The organism is Acetobacter sp. DsW_54 (genome assembly GCF_002153575.1).
Taxonomy (GTDB): Bacteria; Pseudomonadota; Alphaproteobacteria; order Acetobacterales; family Acetobacteraceae; genus Acetobacter; species Acetobacter fabarum.
Map to the genome: position 1 here is coordinate 1 of NZ_JOPD01000036.1, position 23,073 is coordinate 23,073.

Below are 23,073 nucleotides of genomic sequence, written 5' to 3' on the forward strand. Positions count from 1 at the left end.
CAATCCACATCGCAGCAAGCGTCATCTTCTACCTCAAAGAATGAGTCCTGAGCCTAGGAAAATGAAAATATTCGGGGACTGGGATAGATTTTGCATAGTGACGCAACTCGATGCCGATTACTGTGGTGTATGGTTAAATGGAACACTATTTTTCAGAATTTCCGGAAATAATATTGGCGACCCTCAAGAAGATAACTCTCTAAGAGATGCTTATTATATATTAGATTCCATTATATATAGAAAACAAAGCAGGATAAACAAAACCATATTCCAAATGGATTACAAAAATATTTTTAAAATAATTGACGAAGCTATTTATAGAGATGGCGAAGATATATTCAAATATATTGACGAATCTATATTCCCATCTGATTTTTCCATACGCATAAACGTACAGTCCATGTTGCGTTGTAGAGTGTATTCTGTTTCTGACGGTGAAAAAACCAAGGTTGTTTATCAAAAAGAATATAGTTCAGAGATTGTAGGAGTGACGTTTTGCGATGATCTTGTTGAACACTCCTTAACTGAGGTTCTTGGGTATTTAGAAAACACCCATAAAATTGAAGTCGATAAAGAAAACACATAAGGTAAGCATCCTGCTCTCAGCCTGTTGTACCTGAGCCAATTGCCTGCGGTTACGATGTAAATACTGGTAAACACAACAGCATAGCTTTTTGCGGCAATGCCCCCTTCCTTTAGACGATCCCCAACACTCTTAGCGAAATGCAGCATTAGCAGGTCCGACTGAACCAAACTGCTACGTACTACGCCGTATGGCAGCAATAAGGTTCCCTGCCCAATGCGGAAAGCCGTGTGTTGCGATTCCGCAACGGTGTGCAAAATAGGCAAGGCTGATATGTTTTTTTATGTCATTTCTATGTCGAAATGTAATACGGAGGACGAGTAATAATTCTTTACAAGTGGGACATGAAATATGCGATTAGCACGCCGCTTTTCTCTGCTTGCCTCCACACTCTGCACCGTTTTGCCTTCGCTTTCTGTGGCAGAAACGACCGGAACGGCTACGACGCATCGGAAAGCTTCACACGAACATTCCGCTAAAATAACGAACGAATCGACCGCTCGCGTTACTACGCCAACTTCAACATCTTCTGTCCGTAAAAAGGATAACACCAAGGCATTGTACGCCGCGGACGTTGAAACCGTTAATGTTTCAACCGGCACGCATTCCACCAACCGCAAGGCAAGGCAAAGCTCATCCCCTGTAACCGTATTAACGGCAGCAACATTGCGCCGTTCCGGTCAGGTTAATCTGGCTGATTCATTGGTGCGCACATACGCATCAATCAACGTGCAAGCCATGGCGGCAGATAGTGCTGCGCTAACATCCTCCATCCAGATGCGTGGTCTTAACCCGAACGAAGTGCTGGTTCTTGTCGATGGCAAGCGCCGCCATTCCACGGCAAACATTGTTGCGGACGCTGGCCCCCAGTTTGGTTCGACCGGTGTTGATTTAAATATGATCCCGGCAAATGCCATTGATCATATTGAAGTACTGGAAGATGGCGCTGCCGCTATGTACGGTTCAGATGCCATAGCGGGCGTTGTGAACATTATTACCAAAAAAGATGACCACGGCCTGCATATGTCAGCCCAGACCGGAGCCAATGCCTATAATGGTGATGGTTGGCAGTATCAGCTGAACGCAGATGGCGGTTTGAAGCTGGGTGAGGATGGTTATATCCACCTTTCAGGCCAGATCACACATACAGATCATTACGTTGTCAAAACCAAAGACCACCGGCTCTTAGGGTATTGGCCTGATGGTGCGACCACCACCGGTTATTATAATGGTGTGGTGGCCAACGCCATGAAGTTGCCGCTTGATTCCAACAAAATCATGAGCACCCCGGAAGAAACGCGGGAAAACCTTGCTATTGATTTTGGCAAAAAAATTAACGACGACATTCAGTTCTATGGCCTGATTACTTACGCGCATCGTTATGGCGAGGCATACGAAAACTACCGTATTCCCACCATTGCCCCGACTTATTACCCTTCCGGTTTTTCACCGCTCGAAACCATCCGCGAGAACGACTACGCCGCGACAATCGGCCTTAAGGGCGATGATTTCTTTGGCTTTGACTGGGATCTGAGCACCACTTACGGTGCTGACGAAACCAAAATCGGCAATAAAAACACCGCTAATACCGGCATGCTGTCGTCCGACTGTTCGTTGGATAGCACATCGGCCAATTATTCATCCCTCGGCTGCGGCTGGACACCAACCAATGTGCGCGCAGAAACATACAGGCTTGCGCAATGGACCAATAACCTCGACTTCCGGCGGCACTTCAACATCGCTCAAAAAGTGCCAATGCTGCTGGCTTTTGGTGCTGAACACCGGTTGGAAACATACGACCTAACAGCGGGTGACGCAGCTTCCTACCTTCTAGGCGGCACGCAGGGCTATGCAGGCATTGGCCCGCAGAGCGCTGGAAGCTGGAGCCGTGACATCTGGGCCGGCTACGTGGATGGAGACTTTCATCCGCTTAAAAACTGGGACCTGGATTTTGCCGGGCGCTTTGAGCACTATACGGACGTCGGCAATGCGGAAAACGGCAAGGTTTCCACCCGTTATGATGTGACGCGGCGCATTGCCTTCCGTGGAACCATCAGCACGGGTTTCCGCGCCCCTACCCTGCCGGAACAGCATTATTCCGCCATGAACGTGGACCCCAACGGTGCTTCCGGCCTGTTGCCTGTTGATTCGGCGGCAGCCCGCACACTGGGCGCTAGCAAGCTTAAACCGGAACGTTCCGTCAGCGCCAGCGGTGGTGTTGTGATTGAACCTATCCGCGGCCTCCATGTTGAAGCAGACGTTTACCAGATCAACCTGCGTGACCGTATTGTTGGTGGGGGCACGGTCAATGGTAACAGCGCTATTTCGGCCATTGAGCAGCTTGGTTATCTGCTCCCTTCCAATGGTCTGATTGCCGACAACGTATCTGCATACTTCATGACCAACGGCGCCAGCACCCGTACACAAGGGCTGGATATTAAAGCCGATTATACCTTCCGCTTCCGCACGGCCGGCACTCTGGCGCTGACACTGGCACTTGATCTCAATCGCACCCGTCTGCACCACAATGCACTGGATACAAATGGTAATCCTTTGCTCAATGCACAGAATATTTCCTACATCACAACGGCCTACCCACGTAGCAAGATTATCCTGAACGCATTCTATCGTTACAAAAACTGGGACTTTAACGTGCGTGAAACCCGGTATGGCGAAACAACGTCCATGCTGACCTACTATGACTGGCAGAACCAGAACACACCCTGCGCAAGTGGAGGAAAGCTGGCTTACTCGAATACCTGCTTCAACCAGTTCAAGAACACACCGCGCTGGATGACAGATATTGAAATTGGCTACCGCTTTAACAAAAACTGGCACATGGCGGTTGGTGTTAACAATATTTCCGATGTCAAACCCCGCATGGTTGCGCAGATCAACAACTCCCGTGGCGCGCAGCCTTACGACCAGTTTTCCCTTCAGGTGCCAATCACCGGTGCCTACTACTACGGCCGCCTGAACGCGGATTTCTAAAACATAACATGGATGACGTCTGTTTTTCAAACGTCATCCATATTTGTCGGTTTGGCTTTTGTTGAACCGTGAGTAAAAGAAAAAGCAGGGATACTCAATGGCAAGTCCATCAAACACCCATTCACAAACACGGCGGCAACTTTTGAGCCGCATTGGTACGTTGGCGGGAAGTGTGGCACTGTATCAGGCCATGACCAGCATGGGCCATGCAATGGGCACGGATTTTGCAGGCCCACCCAAATTATCTGGCGCAAAAAAAGGAACGTCAGTTCTGGTGCTGGGTGCTGGCCTTGCAGGTATGCTGAGTGCTTACGAACTGCGCAAAGCGGGCTATAATGTCAAAATCATTGAATTCCAGACACGCAGCGGTGGCCGCAACATCAGCCTGCGCGGAGGAGACACAGTAACAGAACTGGGTGGTGCCACACAAAAGATTGGCTTTGCACCGGGGAATTACATTAACCCCGGCCCGTGGCGTATTCCTTACCACCATCAGGGGCTTTTGTACTATTGCCGTGAGTTTGGTGTGCAACTGGAACCCTTTATTGAGCTAAACCATAATAGCTGGCTCCATTCGACGGGTTCTTTTGGTGGCAAAGCCGTGCGCTACCGGGAGCTGGCTGCGGATTTTACCGGTTTTACGGCAGAGCTTCTGGCCAAAGCCGTGGACCAGCATAAACTCGATGATCTGGTTACCCCAGATGAGGTGGCGCATCTGAAAGATGCCATGCAGGGCTGGGGCGCCCTCACCCCGGAACTGGCTTACACAAAGGGCAACATCAGCTCGTTACGCCGCGGATTTGAAAAGCCACAAGGCGGCGGACTGAACGGAGCCCCGATCCCTTCTGACCTGATGAACCGGGGAGAAATCTGGAAATCCGGTCTGTGGAACTGGATGGCATTCCACGAGCGACTGGATATGCAGACAACGATGTTCCAACCCGTAGGGGGGATGGACAATATTGGTAAGGCTTTTACCAGACAGGTAAAGGACCTGCTACAACTCAACTGCAAGGTCACGGCCATTCATCAGGATGATCATGGCGTCAGTGTTACCTATAACGACATGCAGCATGGTGGTGTGGTTCGTCAGGCAAAGGCGGATTTTTGCGTTTGCACAATTCCCCTGTCCATTCTGTCACAGCTGGATGTGCAGGTGAGCGACGGCATGAAAGCCGCCATTGGTGCAGTGCCCTATGCCTCTTCCGTTAAGCTTGGCCTAGAATTCAAACGCCGTTTTTGGGAGGAAGATGACCAGATTTACGGTGGCATCAGCTTTACGGATCAACCGATCAGTCAGATTTCCTACCCGAGCCACGGCATTTTTTCCAAGGGACCGGCAGTGCTGCTTGGCGGCTATATGTTTGGCCCTGCGGCATATGACTTTGCAGGGATGTCGCCTCAGGAGCGACTGGAACAGGGTATAAAGCAGGGGCTGGCTTTTCATCCTCAATACAGGAAGGAATTCCTCAATGGTGTGAGTTTTGCATGGAGCCGGGTGCCATGGACTTTAGGGTGCTGCTCGATGTGGAGCGAAGAAGCACGCAAAACACACTATAAAACGCTGTGTTCCATTGACCAGAGGGTGGTTCTGGCGGGCGAGCATGCATCGTATGTCGGGTGCTGGCAGGAAGGCGCCATCCTATCCGCGCTGGATGCGGTCACACGTTTGCATAAACGAGCCCTGGGAGCAGCCTGATGCGAAAATTTCTTCTTTTGTCGGCGCTCGTGGCTGCTACGGCACCAGCAGGTTTTGCACGGGCAGATAGCGCGAGTGCAATTTCTGGTAAAATGGAAGCCTTGCCATCGGGCGAGGCAGTCTACCGCCACATCTGCCAGAGCTGCCACATGGCAGAGGGTCAAGGCGCTGTTGGTGCCGGGGCGCAAATCCCTGCTTTGGCCCATAATCCGCGCTTGCAGGTTGCCAGCTACCCTGCAACCGTTATCCTTAACGGTTATGGAGCCATGCCGTGGTTTTCCGGTTTGTTGAATGACAAACAGATTGCGGATGTGGTGGACTATATTCGTACACATTTTGGCAACCATTACACAGATAAACTTAACCCGTCAGAGGTCGCTCTTATGCGCCCGCACCTGACAGCCGAGGAGCAATAAGACTATGCGTGTATTCAAGGCTGGAAGGGTTTCTGCCCTTTTTGCAACAACTGTTCTGGCGGCGTCCGTATCCTTTGCACAAGCGCATGCTCAAAGCGACATTGTAAGGCATAACGAAGCCACTTTTCCTATTGCCTCAGCAATTGAAGTGCCTGCTGGTTCTTCCACCATCTACCTGAGCGGCATGGGCGCCCCTGTCGTCAATACGAAAGCACCCCAGAAAAGTCTGGAAGCGTATGGTGACATGGCGACACAGACGGAAGGGGCTCTCAAACGAATAGAGGAGACACTTGCAGGCATGGGGCTGACCATGGGCGACGTGGTGCAGATGCATGTTTTCATGGTGGCGGATGCAAAAACCAAAAAGCTTGATTTTGAAGGCATGATGAAAGGCTACACGAAGTTTTTTGGCACCGCGTCACAGCCCAACCTGCCGGTTCGCTCTGCTTTTGGTGTCGCGCAACTCGCCAACCCAGGGTGGCTGGTAGAAATTGAGGTTACCGCGGTCAGGCCGTCTCACCACTAACAACGCAAGACATGCTCACAAGTCGAGAGAGTTGTGGGCATGTCAAAAATCGTATTTTGGTTCATAATTGTCTGATTAAATTAAAATCAATACACTCTCATTGCGTTTCAACCATAATCCTGCTTAATCAATAGTATTGCTGTAGATTAAAGCCTTCACAAACAATCTCGATTTTATCACCACTTTGTATTTCCATTTGTACGCACAATCCTCCGTCGATGTCATACGCTTTAACTTCATTTATCGAGACACTCGCACCCCATGGGTGTTTTCTGGGGCAGGTCAGTTTTTTGACTCTATCTGCCACCAAGATTACTGGCCCCTCCCCGGTATTGAGACGACAAGACAACAAACCCGATCGCCAATCCAACGTTAACTGGATTAAGCTAGAATCATGCAATTCACTTAACTTCACATTAACTCCTATAAAAAACGGGATTCCGGAAATCCTAGTGGAATTGAATGTTTATTAATGCCTGGAAGTGTCCCAAAAGAAGTTTTTATGTTTATCTATAGAAAATTAGAAGCAACTCTGCCCCTCTCGTCTGACTACAGACCAGATTAGACTCTATTAGAACTTAATCAAGCCATGGTGGCAGGATGAATAAATTGGATTACAAGCCTTTCCCCAAGTTCATCAAAGAGTTCGTCGAACAGAATATTAAAGTCGATTGGGGAGACTTGGCATGGGCCTTGTCTAACCACTGGCTTGATGTGAGCTCAATTGCAGAATTAGCTGAGGTTCTCGCTCTGAAAAATGAATATTTATATACTTCATTAGCTATCGCTAGAATAAACAATGATGAAGCAGCCCTAAAGACATTGGTCTTTCAGCAAGCGCAGAAATATACGGTTCCCAATGAATTGATACGCGAACGCTGAATGTTATTAGCTGTTAGATGGTTTACCTTTAGCTGACATTAGGGAATAACGATCTCGCTACCTGATTTCACCCGGTCCAGTGTGATAAGAGAACGGTATTTGGCTATGAAATCATTTTGAGCAAAAATTCTACGCGTTATTTGTTCATATGCCTTCACATCGGCAGTAACGATAATTAGCACAAAACTAATACCGCCCGTTACGTAATAACATTGCTGAACTTCAGGCGTTGATTTAAATAGATTTTTTGCCAAATCTACAGTTTCTATACGTTCATCCCTTAGATGAACTTCAACAATAGCCGTAATGTTCATATCAACAGCATGCACATCTAGGACAGCAGAATTTTGCTTGATAATGCCGCTCTTTTCCATAGCGGCAATACGTCTTTGCACAGCGGCGGCTGAAAGATGAACAATATCCGCAATCTGCCGTTGCGGTATTTTATTGTCTTTTTGAACAATGCGCAGGATTGCCCTGTCAAACTTGTCCAGTGGTTTCGTTATGGTCTTTTTATTCATGAGTGAGTTTTTGTTGCATTTTAAGGGTAAATCAAGAGCACAAAAATCATTTTCTCGGTGATATGTCTCCTTTTAAGGAGATAACGTTGTGAGCAGTGTGGAAACAGAAAAGCGCCTTCAAAGCATCTACAATATCCCTTTGGGCACGTTATGCGGTGTTGGTGCAGGTGCATTATGGGGGTTGGTATTTCTTGCCCCCGAACTTGTGCGAGATTTTACTCCTCTTGAACTGGCTATAGGGCGCTTTCTAGCCTACGGGATAATTGCTTTTGTAGTCATTATACCCCGTTGGCCCATACTCACATCAAGCCTTGACAAACAGGACTGGCGCGCTCTTTTCTGGCTTTCTCTATTTGGAAATACTTTATATTATGCTCTACTTTCCAAAGCAATACAGAGTGGTGGGATAGCATTGACCTCCTTGGTAATAGGATTTCTTCCTGTCGCCGTCACGATTATTGGGAGCCGCGACAAAGAGGCCATCCCTCTTATAACTCTCTTCCCATCACTTCTTCTGTGTTGCGCAGGTGCAGTTTGTATTGGCTGGCAAGCCCTTAGAGCGCCTGAGGCGACACATCAGACAAGTATGGGGTTGTTATGGTCCGTTGCCGCACTTTTGTCTTGGACCACCTATGCCGTCGGCAATAGTCGCAGTCTTGCCCGCCTAAGCACAGTATCAATTCATGATTGGAACCTTCTTGTGGGTCTTGTCACTGGCGTTCAGGCCATTTGTCTTATCCCCGTTGCGCTCCTCCTTGGCCACTTAAAGCACGATCTCACCTCATGGGGTAGGTTTGTGGAGGTCTCTACGGCAGTTGCAATCATTGCCTCCTTTTTTGGCAATGTTTTATGGAACCAAATGAGCCGTTTACTTCCTTTGACCATGACCGGACAGATGATTCTTTTTGAAACGCTTTTTGCCCTTATCTACGGTTTTCTCTGGGAACATCGGTGGCCGCGTCCCATTGAAGTAGCCGCATTTACATTCATTGTTTGTAGTGTAATGACATGCGTATCAGTGCATCGAAAACATCATCGCGATCTCAATAACGCTGCAACACCATCACACAAAAGTGGAGTATAAAATTGTGACACTCATTTCTTTCGATGATTTTCAGAAGACTGATATTCGCGTAGGTACCATAATTGAAGTTGAACCTTTTCCAGAAGCACGGAAACCGGCATGGAAACTGAAGATTGATTTTGGCCCTGACATTGGATTAAAAAAATCTAGTGCTCAAATTACGGATTTATATACTTCTGTTGATTTAATTGGCCGACAAGTGGCCTGTGTTGTGAATCTCGCACCTCGGCAGATTGGGCCATTTATTTCGGAAGTCTTGACGCTTGGGTTTTATGATACCCAGAAGAACGTCGTGCTGATTGAACCTGAACGTCAAGTCCCCAATGGTAGTCGATTGTTTTAACAAACAAACCTTACCTCATAATTTCCAACAACCCTGAAGCAGACAGGAGGCAGTCGCCTACAGTCCGGGTATTTGTTTATAAGCTCCGAAAACGGACCGGCGACATCCCCATCAGGTTCGTAAACGCTTTTGCGAATGCACTAAGCGATGCGTAACCGACACCAGCTGCCACATCCGTTACCCGTTGCCCTTCGGCAAGCAGGTTTGCTGCGTGGAAGAGACGGGCCTGGGCGATCCACTCCTGCCATGTCATGCCAGTTTCTGCATGGAAATGGCGGCGGAAACTACGCTCCGACATTCCAGCATGATGCAACATCAAGCTCAGATTTGCCTGTCCGGGGCTGGCAAGGGCTGCGTCCATAGCCCGCACGATAGACGGGTGGGTGGCACGCGGTAGCGTGAAAACCCGTGTTGTTTTCGCCTGCATTTGCTCCATACAGAGCAAACCAACGGTTTGAAAAAAACTTCGGGCAATGGGATCATGTTCGGCTGAGCCGGACTGCCAACGCACAGTGTGGAGCAACATCTCCTGCAACATGGTCGTTATGGGGAATGTGTGGATATGCTCCATGTGGCCATGCGGAAAATACGCTGGATCAAAATAGACGGAAACACCGTCCAGATCTCGGATCATGGTCCGATGGCGTGTTTCTGCCGGAATCCATACGGCATGCGCCGCGGGTAACAGATGATGTCCGTCCGGACCTTCGATCTGTGTCGTGCCGCGTCTTGCATATGTAATCTGGTGGCATGGATGCACGTGCCAGTCATAAAAGATGGCGGAAGATGGATTACGGAATGCAAAGCCAAGCTGGCCCGGGCCATCCAGCCTGTTCTCGACAAGAACACCTTGTGTCTCTCTGGAGGTCAGATTTTTCATTGGCCGGTATCCGCTCATTTATGGCCGGATGGCGTTAGACGGCCACCTGTCCTTTCCTTATCCTGAAACGCCTAGGAAAGGAATAGAGATGTCTGCTTCACGCACACCGCATGATACCCGGATCGTTGACCAGTTTACACGCTGGGCAAAACCATTTGCCGAGTTGGCTATTCACGCAGAGACGGAAAGCATGGCCCAGACGCTTGCTGCCTGCGCAGTTACCAAAGACATGAAGGTGCTTGATGTCGCCTGCGGTCCAGGGATTGTCGCGTGTGAACTGGCCCGCGTTGGCGCAGAGGTCACAGGCATCGACCTGACCCCCGCCATGATCGAACAGGCACGCTTGCGTGCGGACAGGGAGAACGTGAGGGTGGCGTATCATATTGGCAATGCGCTGCATTTACCGTTTCAGGCCAACAGCTTCGACCGGGTCGTGACACGCTACAGCTTTCACCACATGCAAGAACCCGAGAAAGTTCTGGCGGAAATGGTAAGAGTCTGCCGTCCCGGTGGCCGGGTCATTGTGATTGACGCCACCCCTACTCCGGAATGCCAGAAAAACTATGACCGTGCGGAAACGCTCCGTGACCCTTCGCATACAAGCGCCCTGACACTGCATCAGTTACTCTCGCTGGGAGCTGATGCAGGGCTCGAGCCTGTTGTGGTACATCAATATCGCCTTGCGTCCTGTTTGCAGGATCAAGTCGCGCCAGAGGACTGGAGTGCTCTGGAAGCGATGTTCGCCAAGGATATTGCAGAAGGGCAGGATCGTCTGGGCATGGGCGCATGGGAAGATGCAGACGGGATCCATTTCTATTTCCCTGTCTCAATCGTGGCATGGAGCAAAAGCAGGCACGAAAAGCCCCTCCCCTATTCCTGAGAGAAAGAGCTATCAACTCACTCTGCAGCAACAACAGCGCCCTGCGTTGGGGACCGCCCGATCCTCAACGCCATGAGCGCAGCGGCTACCCCGGCAAACCCGGCCATTACCAGCATGTCACGATAGCTTCCCTGTGCCTGCCGCAACACACCTGCAAGCGATGCCGCAATGGCCGCGCCGATTTGATGGCCGAACACGATCCACCCGAATACAACCGGTGCTCGTGCCTCGCCGAAGGCAGCGTTGGCGAGACGCAACGTTGGCGCTACCGTAGCGATCCAGTCCAAGCCATAGAAAACACCGAATAGCGTCAGGCTTGCACCATGAAAGTCTACGAACGGCAGCGCCATCAGCGACAGGCCGCGCAGTCCGTAATAGGCAAAAAGCAGCCGCCGCGCATCCACTCGATCAGTGAGCCAGCCCGAAGCAGTGGTGCCGAACAGGTCAAAAAACCCCATGAGCGCGAGGTACCCTGCCGCCGGAACCGCGCCGATGCCGTGATCAGCGCAGATCGCGATAAAATGCGTGCCGATCAACCCGTTTGTCGTGAATCCGCACACGAAGAACGTCAGGAACAACAGCCAGAAATCCCGCGTGCCCATCGCCTCACGCAGCGCCAACACCGCAATGCGCAACGGATGGCCCGACGGACGCACGGGAGGAACATATCCTTCCTGCGCCCCGTGTGGCACCAGCCCCAGACGCTCGGGGTGCTCAGGGAGGAACAGTGCGATGAGCGGCACAAGACCCAGACACACCACTGTCACAGCAACAATTGGCCCTCGCCAGCCATACGTCTGCGCGAGGGAAGCCAGCACAGGCAGGAATAGCAGCGACCCCGTCGCCGTACTCGCCGCAAGCAGCCCCATGACCATGCCGCGACGTGCCACGAACCAGCGGTTAACAACCGTAGCGCCAAGCACCATTGCAACGGCCCCCGTGCCAAAGCCGGTCAGCAGGCCCCAGGTGAGAAAAAATTGCCACGGCGCTGTCATGAACAGCGAAAGCCCGGACGCAACACCGATCAGCAGGAGTGCCCCGATCAGCGTACGCCGGATGCCGATCGACTGCATCAGTGCCGCTGAGAACGGCCCCACAAAACCGTAAAGGAAAATACCGAATGCAGCGACTGACGAAACCGTGGCCCTGCTCCACCCCAACTCCATTTGCAGGGGCATCATCAGAACACCGGGTGTTGAGCGCACGCCAGCCGATGCCAGCAAGGAAAGAAAGGTGAGTGCCACGACCGCTGTAAAGACGGTACCCTTGCGGATATGAAGGTTTCTGCTCATATGACTGACCGGTAAGTTACAATGCGTGCAGCGTAGGTACCGGTCGGTAACATCGTCAAGCGGAAAATATGTCATGAAGCGACCCATCACCGGCGTCAGCGCCGCCGAACGTATTCGGGCCTCAGCGCGCGAACTGTTCTACAGCAATGGAATACGCGGCGTTGGTGTTGAGGAGATCGTGCAGAACGCGGGCGTCACCAAGCCGTCGCTCTACCGCGCTTATGAGTCCAAGGACGGCTTGGCGGCGGTCTATCTTGATGAATTTTACCAAACCTGTCGCACGCGCTTCGAGGACGCTGAGGCCGCATACCCTGACGATCCACGCGGCCAGATCCTCGCCTATTTCGACGGTCTGGCTGAGCGGGCCTCCCGTCCGGCCTATCGCGGCTGTGGGCTGACAAACGCAATTCTGGAGTTCCCCGATCACGACCACCCCGTTCGCAGGGAGGCCGCGCGACTGAAACAGGCGATGGCCGACTGGATTGCCTCTCGCGTTGCACTTCTGGGCGCACGAGACCCTGAGTCACTGACCGCCGGTCTGGTATTGCTCATGGAAGGTGTCTTTGTCGCGGGACAGGCCTTTGCGCCACCAGGCCCGGCGGCTCACGCAGGCATGGTAGCCCGCCTCCTCCTGGGGAACGTGTAAATGTTATGAAGCGCCTTTGGCAGAGAAAACAGCCATTTACGCCGAGAGGTCATGTCGGGTGATCTTTGCTGATTGGCTCTGCAATGGATATTTTTTCCGCGAATCAAGTGCCCACGCTTAAATATCCAGAACCAGCAGCGGTGATTTCGAGCGTGAGCAACAGATTGTCATCTGGTTGCAGGCCTCACGTTCGATAGCACTGATTACAACGTCCTTATGGTCGGGCACACCCTCCAGAACGCGGGTAAGGCACGCACCACACATGCCCTGCTCGCACGACAGTTCGACGGGAATGCCATTTTTCAACAGGACATGGCCGATCGTATCCTCATCTCCAATCGTGAAGCGTTGACCAGACGAAGCAAGTTTTACAACAAACTCGTCCTTGGTCTTGCTGTTCAAAGCACCTGCAGGAGACGCACGAAAGCGTTCACTGTACAACTGGGCCGGTTCCCACCCTGCTTTAGCCACACGTTTTTCCAAAAGCGTGAGAAAACCATCTGGCCCGCAGGCAATGATTGCTATGTCGGGATCAGGTCGCAGGAGACACTCTGGCACGATCTGTCGAAAACTGGCTCCTTCATCACTGAGATAAAGCGTGGTCACATTTTTTAAATTGCCTGAACTCACTTCTTCAAGAAAGGCAACAGAAGATCGGCGTCCCTCATAATGGTGCCATTCAACATGCCTCCCATCGGAGACAAGACAACGAGCCATTGTGATGATCGGCGTAATACCGATCCCTGCGGAAAAGAGAAGATAGCGCCGGGCATGGGGAATTGCGAACAGGTTGCGTGGTTCCGAGACTGTTACCTTCGCACGTACCCGCAGGTCAGTATGAAGAGATAGAGATCCTCCTCGTGAACTCACATCCTTACGCACACAAATCCGATACACGCGCCGATCCACGTGGGAACCGCAGAGCGAATATTGCCTGATTTGACCAGAGGGTGTCCGAACATCAATATGCGCTCCTGGAGTAAAAGGGGGCAGCTCATTGCCCTTTGGGCAAATCAGTTCAATATCGAGAGTGTTGTCACCATTGATGCGAATGGCCGAGACGATCAGTTCCATGGCAGGTGTCAGGCGACGAAGAACTGGCTGAGACCCATCTCACGTAGGCCTCTGCGATAATTGATCGAGCTTCTATCCGCTGGAATATGGGCTTCCAAACGCGGGTCAAGCGGCAGGTTTTCCGGCTTTTGTTGTTCGACCATTGTCGCGTCTTCTTCAAAAACCTTGCGATTGAAGTCATAAACCTCCTGCACAGGACGATCCGTATCAAAGTTCCGGGCAATCGGGACAAACAGACGCGTTTTCCGCGCCGAAACAGGCGATGCTGCATTAAGGATGGAAAGGCGTCCCCCTTCGGGAAAATGAACGGTCAAATGGGCAGTAAAAGGCAGGTGTGCACGGAAATGCCTCAGCCACAGAAAGTCCTTGGGCGTTTCATCCTGCTTGCCATGCGGATAATTCCCAACGGTGCTGTAATATTCGGCTTCAAAACCAACTGCGGTCGGTCGGGTCTCATAAGACGGCACAAGGGCATTGTCTGGGTCTGCAAAGGTTTCTGTGTGAATGAAAGCAAAATGTGCAACATCAAGGAACCCTTCAACCTGCCGACCGGCAAAGCCCGCAATATCAAACGCCGGGCAATTGATCTGCTGGAATCCCGCATCGTCCCAGTGAGGCATAAAGGGAACTTCGGCCATTGCTCCCCCCTCACCGGGACGCAGGCAGGTCCAGACAAGTCCGTAACGCAGCACAACCGGATAGGATTTCAGGTGCAGCTTGCTCGGGATACCGTTGTCAGGATGCGCGGGTACCTTAATGCACTTGCCCCCCTTTCCGAACTGAAGCCCGTGATAGGGGCAGCGCACACCCTTGTAATCACGGTTCGAGCCAAGCGTCAGCGGAACACCGCGATGTGTGCATAGTTCGTTCGCTACGACGATTTCATCATCGACCTTATAAACAACCAGCCGTTCATCCAGCAGGGTCGCGCCAACAACGCCTTCTTTATCCACGTCCCGAATAAGGGCCACAGCGTACCACTGCCGAGCGAGAATACGCCAGTCGTCAGGGTCAAAGGTGCAGTTTCTGGGCAGATCAAGCGAAGGGGTAGAAGCTGTAAGGGTTGTCATATGCCGGATCATCCTATGCAGAGGCTACTGAGCGACTGGAAGCATGCGGACGGATCGTGTAAACTTCAAACATCATTTTTTTGATTTGTCATTGAGAAAAAGAGAACGCCTGAAGTGCAGCCTTTCTCCCGAATGCTGATCTATTTTGTCGAAGTCGCCCGGCAGGGCTCCGTCCGCAAGGCATCAGAGCATCTGAATGTCTCAGCATCCGCCATCGACCGCCAGATTTTGGCGGCGGAAGAAGAGATAGGCGTTCCATTATTCAACCGCCTGCCGAGCGGCATGCGCCTGACCTCGGCAGGCGAATTCCTCGTTCGCGGCGCACTTGACTGGCGCAAGGATTTTGCAAGGATACGCGAGCAGATTGACGATCTGGACGGTTTACGGCGCGGACTAGTGCGCATGGCCGTGATCGAGGCCTTGGCACATGGCTTTTTACCCCGTGTCATTTCGACTATGCGCGCACACTACCCCGGCATCGCGCTCGAAATCTGCGTTCTGCCTAACGACAGCATTGCGCAGAGCATCGCTCATGGAGACTACGACCTTGGGCTGCTTTTGAACCCTCAATCCTCCCGCGACATCACTGTACGCGCGTTTCGTGAAATTCCACTTGGCGTAGTCATGCCGCGTGGGCACAGACTGCAGTCCGCCAAAACCCTCCGGTTCAATCAGTTGTCGGGGGAGAATGTCATACGACCGATCGACCCTCTTGAGATTGCCGAGCAGTTCCGCATGCTCGAAGTTTCGACCGGACTAAAGGTCAATTCTGCTCTGTCATCGAACAATATCGCCGTAATCCGTTCTCTGGTTGCTCAGGGGAACGGTGTTTCCGTCCTCAGCCAACTAGATGTCGCTGAAGCGAGGGATGACGGCCGTTTAAGCTTCGTACCGCTATCAGACCCCGGCTTGCGTCCAACGACTCTCGCGCTCTGCCATGCCCGGCAAGGACTGATTTCCAACGCTGCTGCGCTATGTCTGCGCCTCATTGACGAACAAAAATCTTGGACGGCTTAGCTGCTTATTTGCCAGCTGTGCGATTACATACGCGTCGTGTGTATTAAGCGTGATTATGGCCGCTTGGATATTACCGAAATCCACGGGATCAAACATCGTCTGACGAAACTCAAGCATCCATGGACCAATGGTCAGGTTGCATGGATGAGCCGGACGATCAAAGAAGTAGCCGTCAAACGCTTCCATTACGGCAGCCATACGCAGTTGCGGACACACCTACACGATTTCATGGCGACCTATAACTTTGGGCGAAGGTTCAAGACCCTGAGTGCCCCCTCCTTACTAATATATCTGCAAAATATGGCTTCAAAACCTAAAAGATTCATCATCAATTCAACCCATCAAGCCCCAGAACGAAATAACTAGGCTCAGGACCAATTAGTTTATTGAACTGAGTGAGAGGTTGTGATCACAGGCTTACCGATGGAGGATAGGCCTGTGAGTGATGTGTTTATGCTGTCTGAGCGCCAGATGGAGCGGATTGAGCCGTTTTTTCCTCTGGCGCACGGAGTGCCATGCGTGAATGACCGGCGTGTTCTAAGCGGGATCGTTTATGTCATCCGTAACGGTCTTCAGTGGAAAGACGCTCCGAAAGCGTATGGTCCGCACAAGACTTTATACAATCGCTTTATCCGGTGGAGCCGCCTGGGAGTCTTTGACAGGATCTTTGTCGCCCTGACAGAACAGGCTGGCCGTTCGAAGCGTCTGATGATTGATGCAACACACCTCGAGGTACACCGGACATCGGCGTCCCTGCTCAAAAAGGAGCTTTTCCCCGCCATATCGGACTGACAAAAGGCAGCGTGAACTCAAAACTTCATGCCGTGTGCGATGATCAGGGCCGACCCGTCCGGCTTCATCTGACCGCTGGACAGGTCGGTGATTTCAAAGGTGCTGATGTGCTTCTGGCAGACCTCCCCGATGAGGCAGAAGAAGTCATCGGGGACAGAGGCTACGACAGCAACCAGATCAGGTTATCGCTTGCAGACCGGAACATCGCAGCCTGTATTCAGCCGAAGAAGAACTGGAAATCAAAACCACCTTCACAATTGGCATCTATATAAAAAGCACCATCTGATCGAAAACATATTCGCAAAGTTGAAAGACTGACGACGTGTTGCGACCAGATACAACCGATGCTCTCATACCTTCATGTCCGCAATCTACATCGCAGCAAGCGTCATCTTCTACCTCAAAAAATGAGTCCTGAGCCTAGTTCAAAGCCCTGCTGCCTAATTAGATCAAGAATTGTCTGAACGCGGATACTTGCAAATGAAGCGTCTTAAGTAAGCCGTGAAGCAAACTTCACAGGGACTACGGAGCGTGCGGCATGAGTTTCATCAAAGCCGAATTTGCAAATACAAAATTATTCAGTTGTCCTCTCAAATTGTAAGCCCACTTAAAACCATGAAAAAAATTATTCCTTAGGCGAGAAATTATCCGCAAAAGAGCCTCAGCTTCCATCTCAAATGTTCGACTATTGCCAAGCAATATCTCTTTTATTTCATCACTTTTGTCACCTTTCCTAAAACAGGCATTACCCCAAATATCGGTCTCGTCACCAGTGGGTGTAAAAAATAAATTCTTGAAATAGTTAATTTCAACAGATACGTCTACTTTTGGTATATGCTCGGAGTTTGCATAGTCTCTACAAACACTTTTGCTTAGAGACTCCTCGGGATTTCTGTCTAACACCTGCATAACTCGATTTTCAAATATTCCCCATATGAAACTGAACGATCCAGCCTCATTTTGTTCCATTCTCGATAAATCTTTAAAAGCATATTGCTGTATGATCCAATTTGTTGCGTCCCCAGGCTTCGGCATAATGACCTCCAAAAACTTTGATTGATAATTACAATAACAAGAGATTTTGAGAACATCTAGGGTTTGCTGATAGCATTTCGACGTCCACTTCTTGAGGGATTCTGCGGAAAGCAGACATTTTCATATCCCTCCCCTTTACTGACGAAGTCCAGACATCAATCACAATGATGTTGTTGGGTGAGACGACCCTAGTTAGGGGTACAGTTCGGCGCTCGTGTGCATATCGTCGCTCAGTTCACGATTGATCCATATCCACAGAAACAGACGAGAGTGAGCTAGTTGTTCATTCGATCTGCCTACCGTGATGCTGTTGCGTACTGCTTTGGCGTAACCCCGAAATGTCGACGAAACTGATTGATTAAGTGGCTCTGGTCATAAAAGCCAACGCTCGTCGCCGTTTGCGCGGCACTTACGCCTTGAGCAAGCTGGGTTTTGGCGTGACCGAGCCGGATTTGTGTCAGGAATTGATGGACGGACAGTCCAGTCGCTGCACGAAAACTGCGCATGAGGTGATATTGGCTGATCCCAACGGCCGAAGCGACCTCATCGATGCTCAAATGTCCGTGGAATTCGTCTGCGAGAAATGCCTGCGCTTTCCGGATATCGGCAGGACGCGATGCAGTTTTGACTGATCGGCTGGTGCGCTCGCCATAGCGTGCGATGACATGACCCAGCGCTTCATAGACGGCGCATTGCCGCTCGAGCGGATCCTGAGACTGTGAGGCAAGCAACGAGGCCTGTAAGAGCCTATCGGCGAGGTCTGTGTTCTGGCGGAGAAGGTCGCGTCCAAAGTCGAGGTTGCCCGCCCCCGGCAGGATGTCTGCCGCCAGTGCGTCGATAAACTGGGAGGTTGGATAGAAGGCGCAGTAATCCCACCCCAGATCACATTCTACAGCTTCGCCTGTATGCACCTCCCCCGGCGGGATAATCATGACGGTACCTGGCTCAGCGACGCCTTGATAGCGTGCGATGCGGTGTCGTTGAGCGCCGCGAACGAATGCCGCAATGACGAACTCATCATGCGAATGTGCAGGATAGCGATAATCGAAGCAGGATGCCCGTAGCACATCCATCCCGCCCGGCAGGCTGGAATCACGCCACAATTTCAACCTGTCTCGGGTGTTCGCCATCGGTCCTTCATCTCAATCTGTGCCCTGTGACGCATAAGAGCAGGATTTTCCAATCCTGCGCCGAATGCGTCGATTAGTCAGGATACAGATTATTATGGAGATGAGCGACCAGACATGAATGAGATTTCATCTCAACGCCCTTTGCGCCAGAAGACTATCGGCATTCTTGGCGGCATGAGCAATCAGGCGACTGGCGAATATTATCGGATGCTCAACGAGCAATTGAACCAGCATCTTGGCGGCTGGGACAATGGTGAGATCATCATCGCATCGGTTAATTTCGGGAACATCCAGTCTTTCGTGCGCGAAGATCGTTGGGGCGAGGCCGCGGCCTATCTGGAGGACAAGATCCTGCGTCTCGAAGCAGCGCGCGTGGATGTCATCGTCTGCGTCTCCAACACCATGCACCGCGTTGTCGAGCCTGCCATGGTGGGACGCACGACGCCGTTCATCCATATCGCCGATCCGACCGGCGAAGCCATACGCAAGGCTGGGATAGGCCGCGTAGCTTTGCTGGGTACGATGCCGGTTATGCAATCGGAAGCACTACACAAACGCTATCGCGAGAAATTTGGTGTAGAGGTGATTGTCCCGAACGAGACCGACAAGAAGATTGTCGATCGCATCATCTTTGACGAACTGGTTCGTGGTGACCTGAGGTCAGAGTCCAAGACCGAATATCTCCGTGTGGTCGAAGCACTGCGGGCCGAGGGCGCGGAAGGCGTAATCCTGGGTTGCACCGAGATATTCCTACTTATCAACCAGCCAGATTTTCCAGCGTTCCCTGTCTTCGATACGACCGCTTTACATATTCAGGCCATCGTAGACTTTGCTCTGGAAAAATAACTGCTCACCGTGACCTGTGAAGAAACGACACCGACATTCAGGAGAGAGTAATATGCACATGATCGGCCTTATCGGGGGCATGAGCTGGGAAAGCTCGGCAGAATATTACCGCATCATCAACGAAGGCGTTCGCAATAAGCGTGGGCCGACTGCATCCGCACCTTGCCTGCTCTGGTCTTTCGACTTTTCCGAGATCGAGGCGCTTCAGCATAAAGGGGACTGGGAAGGCCTGACCGCAAAAATGGTCGATGCGGCGCAGCGGCTCGAAGCTGGTGGAGCCAAGGTTCTGCTGATTTGCACCAACACCATGCATCGCATGGCCCCAGCGGTACAGGCGGCGGTCAGCATTCCGCTCCTGCATATTGCTGATCCAACAGCTGAGAAAATCAAGGCGGCAGGTTTTTCGAAAGTTGGCCTGCTGGGCACGGCTTTCACGATGGAGCATGATTTCTACAAAGGTCGCCTGATCAACAACCATGGTCTCGACGTTATCGTACCAAACGACGAGGATCGTGCTACCGTTCATCGCATCATCTACGAAGAATTGGTGGCAGGCCGGATCGAGGAAGCGTCCCGAACAACCTATAGAGCCGTCATTGCCCGTTTGGTTGAGGCTGGTGCAGAAGCCATCATTCTGGGCTGCACCGAAATCATGCTGCTTGTAGGCCCCGAGGACAGCAGTGTGCCGATCTTTGACACCACAGCGCTCCATGCTGAAGCCGCGATAGAGTACACGCTTAGAAATTGACGATTTCGCAGCCTGTAACACTGTTGGTACGCCACCAAACCGGCTCAAGCAATATGAGAATGAAGCCCGTCCGGACACTGCCTCACACGCTGTTCCTGCTGGCCTCAACAGCTGGAGCGCAAACGAGCAAATCTACCAAGAGCGAAGGCGAAAAGACGCAAAACCCAAAAAGGTCTGGAAACCCACTATCATGACCCTCCGAAGGTAACGGTCGGGCGGGATGGCAGAACATGCGCAAAATAGCGCGAAAGCTGCACCTCCAGTCCATCAGATAGAAAAATTCCGGCGATGTAACCGTCTGGACGCACGAGCACCCACTGATCAGGGTCGATCCCGTACGCTTCGGCGATATGGCCGCCATCATCGACGAGTTCATGCCACGCGCCGACGGTAACGATACGGATCCCCGCTATGTCCGACGGGCAGTCACGCGGCTGGTAGCCGAGCAAGGTCCAGTCAGGCCCTTTAAAAACCGTGAACAGCCGTGTCTGCTGCCCGGCCTGTCCGCGACAGGGCGCATCGGGTGCACGATCGCCCGCCTGCACTTTTCCGCCCACCGAACCGGGTACATTCAACGATGAACCGCGATAGCCGAGGTCGAGCTGACGCGCCTCGCGATCACGACGCATGGTGCCCTGCTTTGCTTCACCGAGCAGTCGCGTCGAGAGACGCAGCATGTTCAACGCAACCGGCCGGCGCTCCGCCTCGTAGCTGTCGAGCAGCGCTTCTGGTGCGCCCGCAAGCACGGAGGCCAGCTTCCAGCCGAGATTATAGGCGTCCTGAACGCTGGTATTAAGACCCTGACCACCGGTTGGCGGGTGAACATGCGCGGCGTCCCCCGCGATAAAGATCCGCCCAACCCTGTAACGATCGGCCAGACGGGCGCTCATTACATAGACTGAGGACCAGGAGACGGAGTGGACGATAATGTCCCTTCTGTCAGTCCGGGCCACGATAAGCGTGGTCAACCCGGCCGGAGACAGATCGATCTCTCCCTCCATGGCTACAGGTGCCTGAAGCTGGAACAGGTCCGTGCCCGCCAACGGACAGATCATCACCTGTGTCACGGGCGTATCGAGCTGGAAACGGTGCCAGGCGGATCGATCAAGACCTTCCAGCCGCACGTCGGCAACGATCGCACGCACGCCTAATGCTTCCCCTGGAAAATCGATCGCCAATGCATGACGCACAAAACTGCGGCCACCATCGGTTCCAACAAGGAAGCGGGCACGGACAACTTGCTCGCCAGTCTCCTGTTCCATCCTCGCCGTAACGCCATGGGCGTCCTGTTCAAATCCAGTCAGTCTTGTCCCAAAGTGTGGATGATGACCCAGCTCGGCAAGCCGCTCCCGCATAACGGCCTCGGTTGCAAACTGCGGCAGCATCAGCGGCGCAGCATAGGGCTCGGCTGCGGTCGGGAAGACTTCCGCCTCTGTCAGAAGCGACATCGTATGAGTTCCATCAGGGCGATACTGGCACAGTGGTGGATAAGGTCCGCCTGCCGCGGCCATACGATCGACGATACCGAGATCCTCAAAAATCTCCATCGTCCGGGGCTGGATGCCCTTGCCGCGCGATCCGTTGAACGGCTGCCCGTTCTGCTCGATCAGTTGGAACGCAACCCCGCGTCGGGCGAGGTCGATGGCAAGTGTCAGGCCTGCGGCCCCCGCACCCGAGATCAGGACGTCTGTATCGAAAGACACTGGCAACTCCGCGAATCAACGTGTATTATTCACGTATATGAGATGAACACCGAAGGCAACGAAAAACATGAATAATACACACGACCCTGAAATCCTGCGTGGACTGCATACTGCGATCATTGATCTTGTCGATGAAATCAACCGCCCCCGCCGTGACGATCGCCTGATCGAAGAAGCCGGGATTCCACTGGATCGAGCCCTTTTCCCACTTCTGGCGCGCGTATGGCGTTACGGTCCTATCGGCGTTGTCGAACTCGCGGACCGTACGGGGCGTGATCATACGACCATCAGCCGACAAATGACCAAGCTGGAAGATCTGGACCTCATCGAACGTCGTCCTTCGGCAGCGGACAAGCGTGTACGCGAAGCGACGGTAACTGAAAAAGGCCGGGACATGGTTCGCGTCCTCAACGCGGCACGTGAGAGGCTGGCCAACCGCATTCTTGTCGATTGGACCGACGAAGATCTCGATCAGTTGCGAACACTTCTGCGACGCTTCGCTGACGACCTGATGCGGTAATATTCAGACTACGAAAAGCCCTACAACGCTGCCGCAACCACAATATCGAGAAGCATTTTCGTAGCCTATTACCAATTTATGACAGACGTCCTGAATCTGGCCTCTCGCTCAGATGGCCTGCCCGCCAGAGACCTCAATCCGCTGTGCATTGATCCACCGGTTGTCCTCGGACAGCAGCGAGGCGATCATCGGGCCGATATCATCCGGCACCCCCGGACGCCCAAGTGCGGTTGCTTCCGCGATGTGCCGTGCCACGTCCGGATTGTCCCGCACGACACCGCCTGAAAAATCCGTCTGGATAGCGCCCGGGGCAACCGTATTGACGGCGATACGCCGCGGACTGAACTGCCCCGGGTTTACCGGAGAGAGATTTGTTCAGTAATCAGGCAGCGATA

At 52.2% G+C, this 23,073-nt stretch carries 22 protein-coding genes and 3 pseudogenes; 16 read left to right on the top strand and 9 right to left on the bottom strand.

Annotation, left to right across the window (positions count from 1 at the left end; genetic code table 11):
- The 6 genes from HK20_RS11810 to HK20_RS11835 all read left to right on the top strand — a co-directional run.
- Nucleotides 1-586: Imm42 family immunity protein (locus tag HK20_RS11810; protein ID WP_143296505.1), on the top strand; the 586-nt coding region annotated here is incomplete at its 5' end.
- A 348-nt stretch (nucleotides 587-934) separates the two neighbouring features.
- Nucleotides 935-3,574 carry a TonB-dependent siderophore receptor gene (locus tag HK20_RS11815; RefSeq protein ID WP_086647246.1) on the top strand — a complete coding sequence of 880 codons (2,640 nt, stop codon included), beginning with the start codon at nucleotides 935-937 and terminating at the stop codon, nucleotides 3,572-3,574.
- Between the two features lie 97 nt (nucleotides 3,575-3,671).
- Nucleotides 3,672-5,273, top strand: coding sequence for a flavin monoamine oxidase family protein (locus tag HK20_RS11820; protein ID WP_086647247.1), 1,602 nt, complete (start codon nucleotides 3,672-3,674; stop codon nucleotides 5,271-5,273).
- Nucleotides 5,273-5,689, top strand: coding sequence for a cytochrome c (locus HK20_RS11825; protein ID WP_086647248.1), 417 nt, complete (start codon nucleotides 5,273-5,275; stop codon nucleotides 5,687-5,689). Before HK20_RS11820 ends, HK20_RS11825 begins: the two co-directional genes overlap by 1 nt.
- Before the next feature lie 4 nt (nucleotides 5,690-5,693).
- Nucleotides 5,694-6,215 (top strand): RidA family protein, encoded by a 522-nt coding sequence (locus HK20_RS11830; RefSeq protein ID WP_086647249.1) that lies wholly within the window; start codon nucleotides 5,694-5,696, stop codon nucleotides 6,213-6,215.
- Nucleotides 6,216-6,824: 609 nt separating this feature from the next.
- On the top strand, nucleotides 6,825-7,097 hold the full coding sequence (locus HK20_RS11835; RefSeq protein ID WP_143296506.1) for a DUF2247 family protein: 273 nt from the start codon (nucleotides 6,825-6,827) through the stop codon (nucleotides 7,095-7,097).
- A gap of 38 nt (nucleotides 7,098-7,135) precedes the next feature.
- Here the strand turns inward: HK20_RS11835 and HK20_RS11840 are convergent, their stop codons facing one another.
- Complete coding sequence (locus HK20_RS11840; RefSeq protein WP_086647251.1) at nucleotides 7,136-7,618, bottom strand: Lrp/AsnC family transcriptional regulator; 483 nt, start codon at nucleotides 7,616-7,618, stop codon at nucleotides 7,136-7,138.
- A gap of 88 nt (nucleotides 7,619-7,706) precedes the next feature.
- On the opposite strand from HK20_RS11840, the gene HK20_RS11845 reads away from it, so the two are divergent.
- Together HK20_RS11845 and HK20_RS11850 are read left to right on the top strand one after the other, a co-directional pair.
- Entirely contained in the window at nucleotides 7,707-8,702 is a 996-nt protein-coding gene (locus HK20_RS11845; RefSeq protein WP_369823065.1) for a DMT family transporter, read from the top strand.
- 4 nt (nucleotides 8,703-8,706) lie between these two features.
- Nucleotides 8,707-9,045, top strand: a complete 339-nt coding sequence (locus HK20_RS11850) for a tRNA-binding protein (protein ID WP_086647265.1) — start codon at nucleotides 8,707-8,709, stop codon at nucleotides 9,043-9,045.
- Nucleotides 9,046-9,121: 76 nt separating this feature from the next.
- On the opposite strand, the gene HK20_RS11855 is transcribed toward HK20_RS11850, so the two are convergent.
- Nucleotides 9,122-9,925 (bottom strand): helix-turn-helix transcriptional regulator, encoded by an 804-nt coding sequence (locus HK20_RS11855; protein WP_086647252.1) that lies wholly within the window; start codon nucleotides 9,923-9,925, stop codon nucleotides 9,122-9,124.
- Nucleotides 9,926-10,013: 88 nt separating this feature from the next.
- On the opposite strand from HK20_RS11855, the gene HK20_RS11860 reads away from it, so the two are divergent.
- Complete coding sequence (locus tag HK20_RS11860) at nucleotides 10,014-10,805, top strand: class I SAM-dependent methyltransferase (RefSeq protein ID WP_233129202.1); 792 nt, start codon at nucleotides 10,014-10,016, stop codon at nucleotides 10,803-10,805.
- Between the two features lie 17 nt (nucleotides 10,806-10,822).
- Here HK20_RS11860 and HK20_RS11865 read toward each other — a convergent pair whose 3' ends face one another.
- Nucleotides 10,823-12,097: an MFS transporter gene (locus HK20_RS11865; RefSeq protein WP_086647253.1), complete on the bottom strand. Its 1,275-nt coding sequence runs from the start codon at nucleotides 12,095-12,097 to the stop codon at nucleotides 10,823-10,825.
- 73 nt (nucleotides 12,098-12,170) lie between these two features.
- Between HK20_RS11865 and HK20_RS11870 the strand changes: the two genes are divergently transcribed.
- Entirely contained in the window at nucleotides 12,171-12,743 is a 573-nt protein-coding gene (locus HK20_RS11870) for a TetR/AcrR family transcriptional regulator (protein ID WP_086647254.1), read from the top strand.
- Between the two features lie 117 nt (nucleotides 12,744-12,860).
- Here HK20_RS11870 and HK20_RS11875 read toward each other — a convergent pair whose 3' ends face one another.
- Complete coding sequence (locus HK20_RS11875; RefSeq protein WP_086647255.1) at nucleotides 12,861-13,817, bottom strand: PDR/VanB family oxidoreductase; 957 nt, start codon at nucleotides 13,815-13,817, stop codon at nucleotides 12,861-12,863.
- Between the two features lie 8 nt (nucleotides 13,818-13,825).
- Nucleotides 13,826-14,887 carry an aromatic ring-hydroxylating dioxygenase subunit alpha gene (locus HK20_RS11880; protein ID WP_086647267.1) on the bottom strand — a complete coding sequence of 354 codons (1,062 nt, stop codon included), beginning with the start codon at nucleotides 14,885-14,887 and terminating at the stop codon, nucleotides 13,826-13,828.
- 132 nt (nucleotides 14,888-15,019) lie between these two features.
- On the opposite strand from HK20_RS11880, the gene HK20_RS11885 reads away from it, so the two are divergent.
- The 3 genes and pseudogenes from HK20_RS11885 (at nucleotide 15,020) to HK20_RS11895 (ending at nucleotide 17,107) form a co-directional block, all read left to right on the top strand.
- A complete protein-coding gene (locus HK20_RS11885; protein ID WP_086647256.1) occupies nucleotides 15,020-15,904 on the top strand; it encodes a LysR family transcriptional regulator in 885 nt (294 codons plus the stop codon).
- A 69-nt stretch (nucleotides 15,905-15,973) separates the two neighbouring features.
- Nucleotides 15,974-16,270, top strand: a pseudogene (locus tag HK20_RS13265) (IS481 family transposase); the annotation flags it as partial.
- A 72-nt stretch (nucleotides 16,271-16,342) separates the two neighbouring features.
- Nucleotides 16,343-17,107: pseudogene (locus HK20_RS11895) on the top strand (IS5 family transposase).
- Between the two features lie 111 nt (nucleotides 17,108-17,218).
- On the opposite strand, the gene HK20_RS11900 reads toward HK20_RS11895, so the two are convergent.
- Together HK20_RS11900 and HK20_RS11905 are read right to left on the bottom strand one after the other, a co-directional pair.
- On the bottom strand, nucleotides 17,219-17,731 hold the full coding sequence (locus HK20_RS11900; RefSeq protein WP_158093068.1) for a hypothetical protein: 513 nt from the start codon (nucleotides 17,729-17,731) through the stop codon (nucleotides 17,219-17,221).
- A gap of 296 nt (nucleotides 17,732-18,027) precedes the next feature.
- Nucleotides 18,028-18,861, bottom strand: a complete 834-nt coding sequence (locus HK20_RS11905) for an AraC family transcriptional regulator (RefSeq protein WP_086647258.1) — start codon at nucleotides 18,859-18,861, stop codon at nucleotides 18,028-18,030.
- 114 nt (nucleotides 18,862-18,975) lie between these two features.
- On the opposite strand from HK20_RS11905, the gene HK20_RS11910 reads away from it, so the two are divergent.
- Together HK20_RS11910 and HK20_RS11915 are read left to right on the top strand one after the other, a co-directional pair.
- On the top strand, nucleotides 18,976-19,707 hold the full coding sequence (locus HK20_RS11910; protein WP_086647259.1) for an aspartate/glutamate racemase family protein: 732 nt from the start codon (nucleotides 18,976-18,978) through the stop codon (nucleotides 19,705-19,707).
- Between the two features lie 52 nt (nucleotides 19,708-19,759).
- Nucleotides 19,760-20,455, top strand: coding sequence for an aspartate/glutamate racemase family protein (locus HK20_RS11915; RefSeq protein WP_086647260.1), 696 nt, complete (start codon nucleotides 19,760-19,762; stop codon nucleotides 20,453-20,455).
- 188 nt (nucleotides 20,456-20,643) lie between these two features.
- On the opposite strand, the gene HK20_RS11920 is transcribed toward HK20_RS11915, so the two are convergent.
- Complete coding sequence (locus HK20_RS11920) at nucleotides 20,644-22,158, bottom strand: FAD-dependent oxidoreductase (protein ID WP_086647261.1); 1,515 nt, start codon at nucleotides 22,156-22,158, stop codon at nucleotides 20,644-20,646.
- Nucleotides 22,159-22,225: 67 nt separating this feature from the next.
- Between HK20_RS11920 and HK20_RS11925 the strand changes: the two genes are divergently transcribed.
- Nucleotides 22,226-22,678 (top strand): MarR family winged helix-turn-helix transcriptional regulator, encoded by a 453-nt coding sequence (locus HK20_RS11925; RefSeq protein WP_086647262.1) that lies wholly within the window; start codon nucleotides 22,226-22,228, stop codon nucleotides 22,676-22,678.
- Nucleotides 22,679-22,786: 108 nt separating this feature from the next.
- On the opposite strand, the pseudogene HK20_RS11930 reads toward HK20_RS11925, so the two are convergent.
- Nucleotides 22,787-23,026: pseudogene (locus tag HK20_RS11930) on the bottom strand (SDR family oxidoreductase); the annotation flags it as partial.
- Nucleotides 23,027-23,073 lie beyond the last annotated feature (47 nt).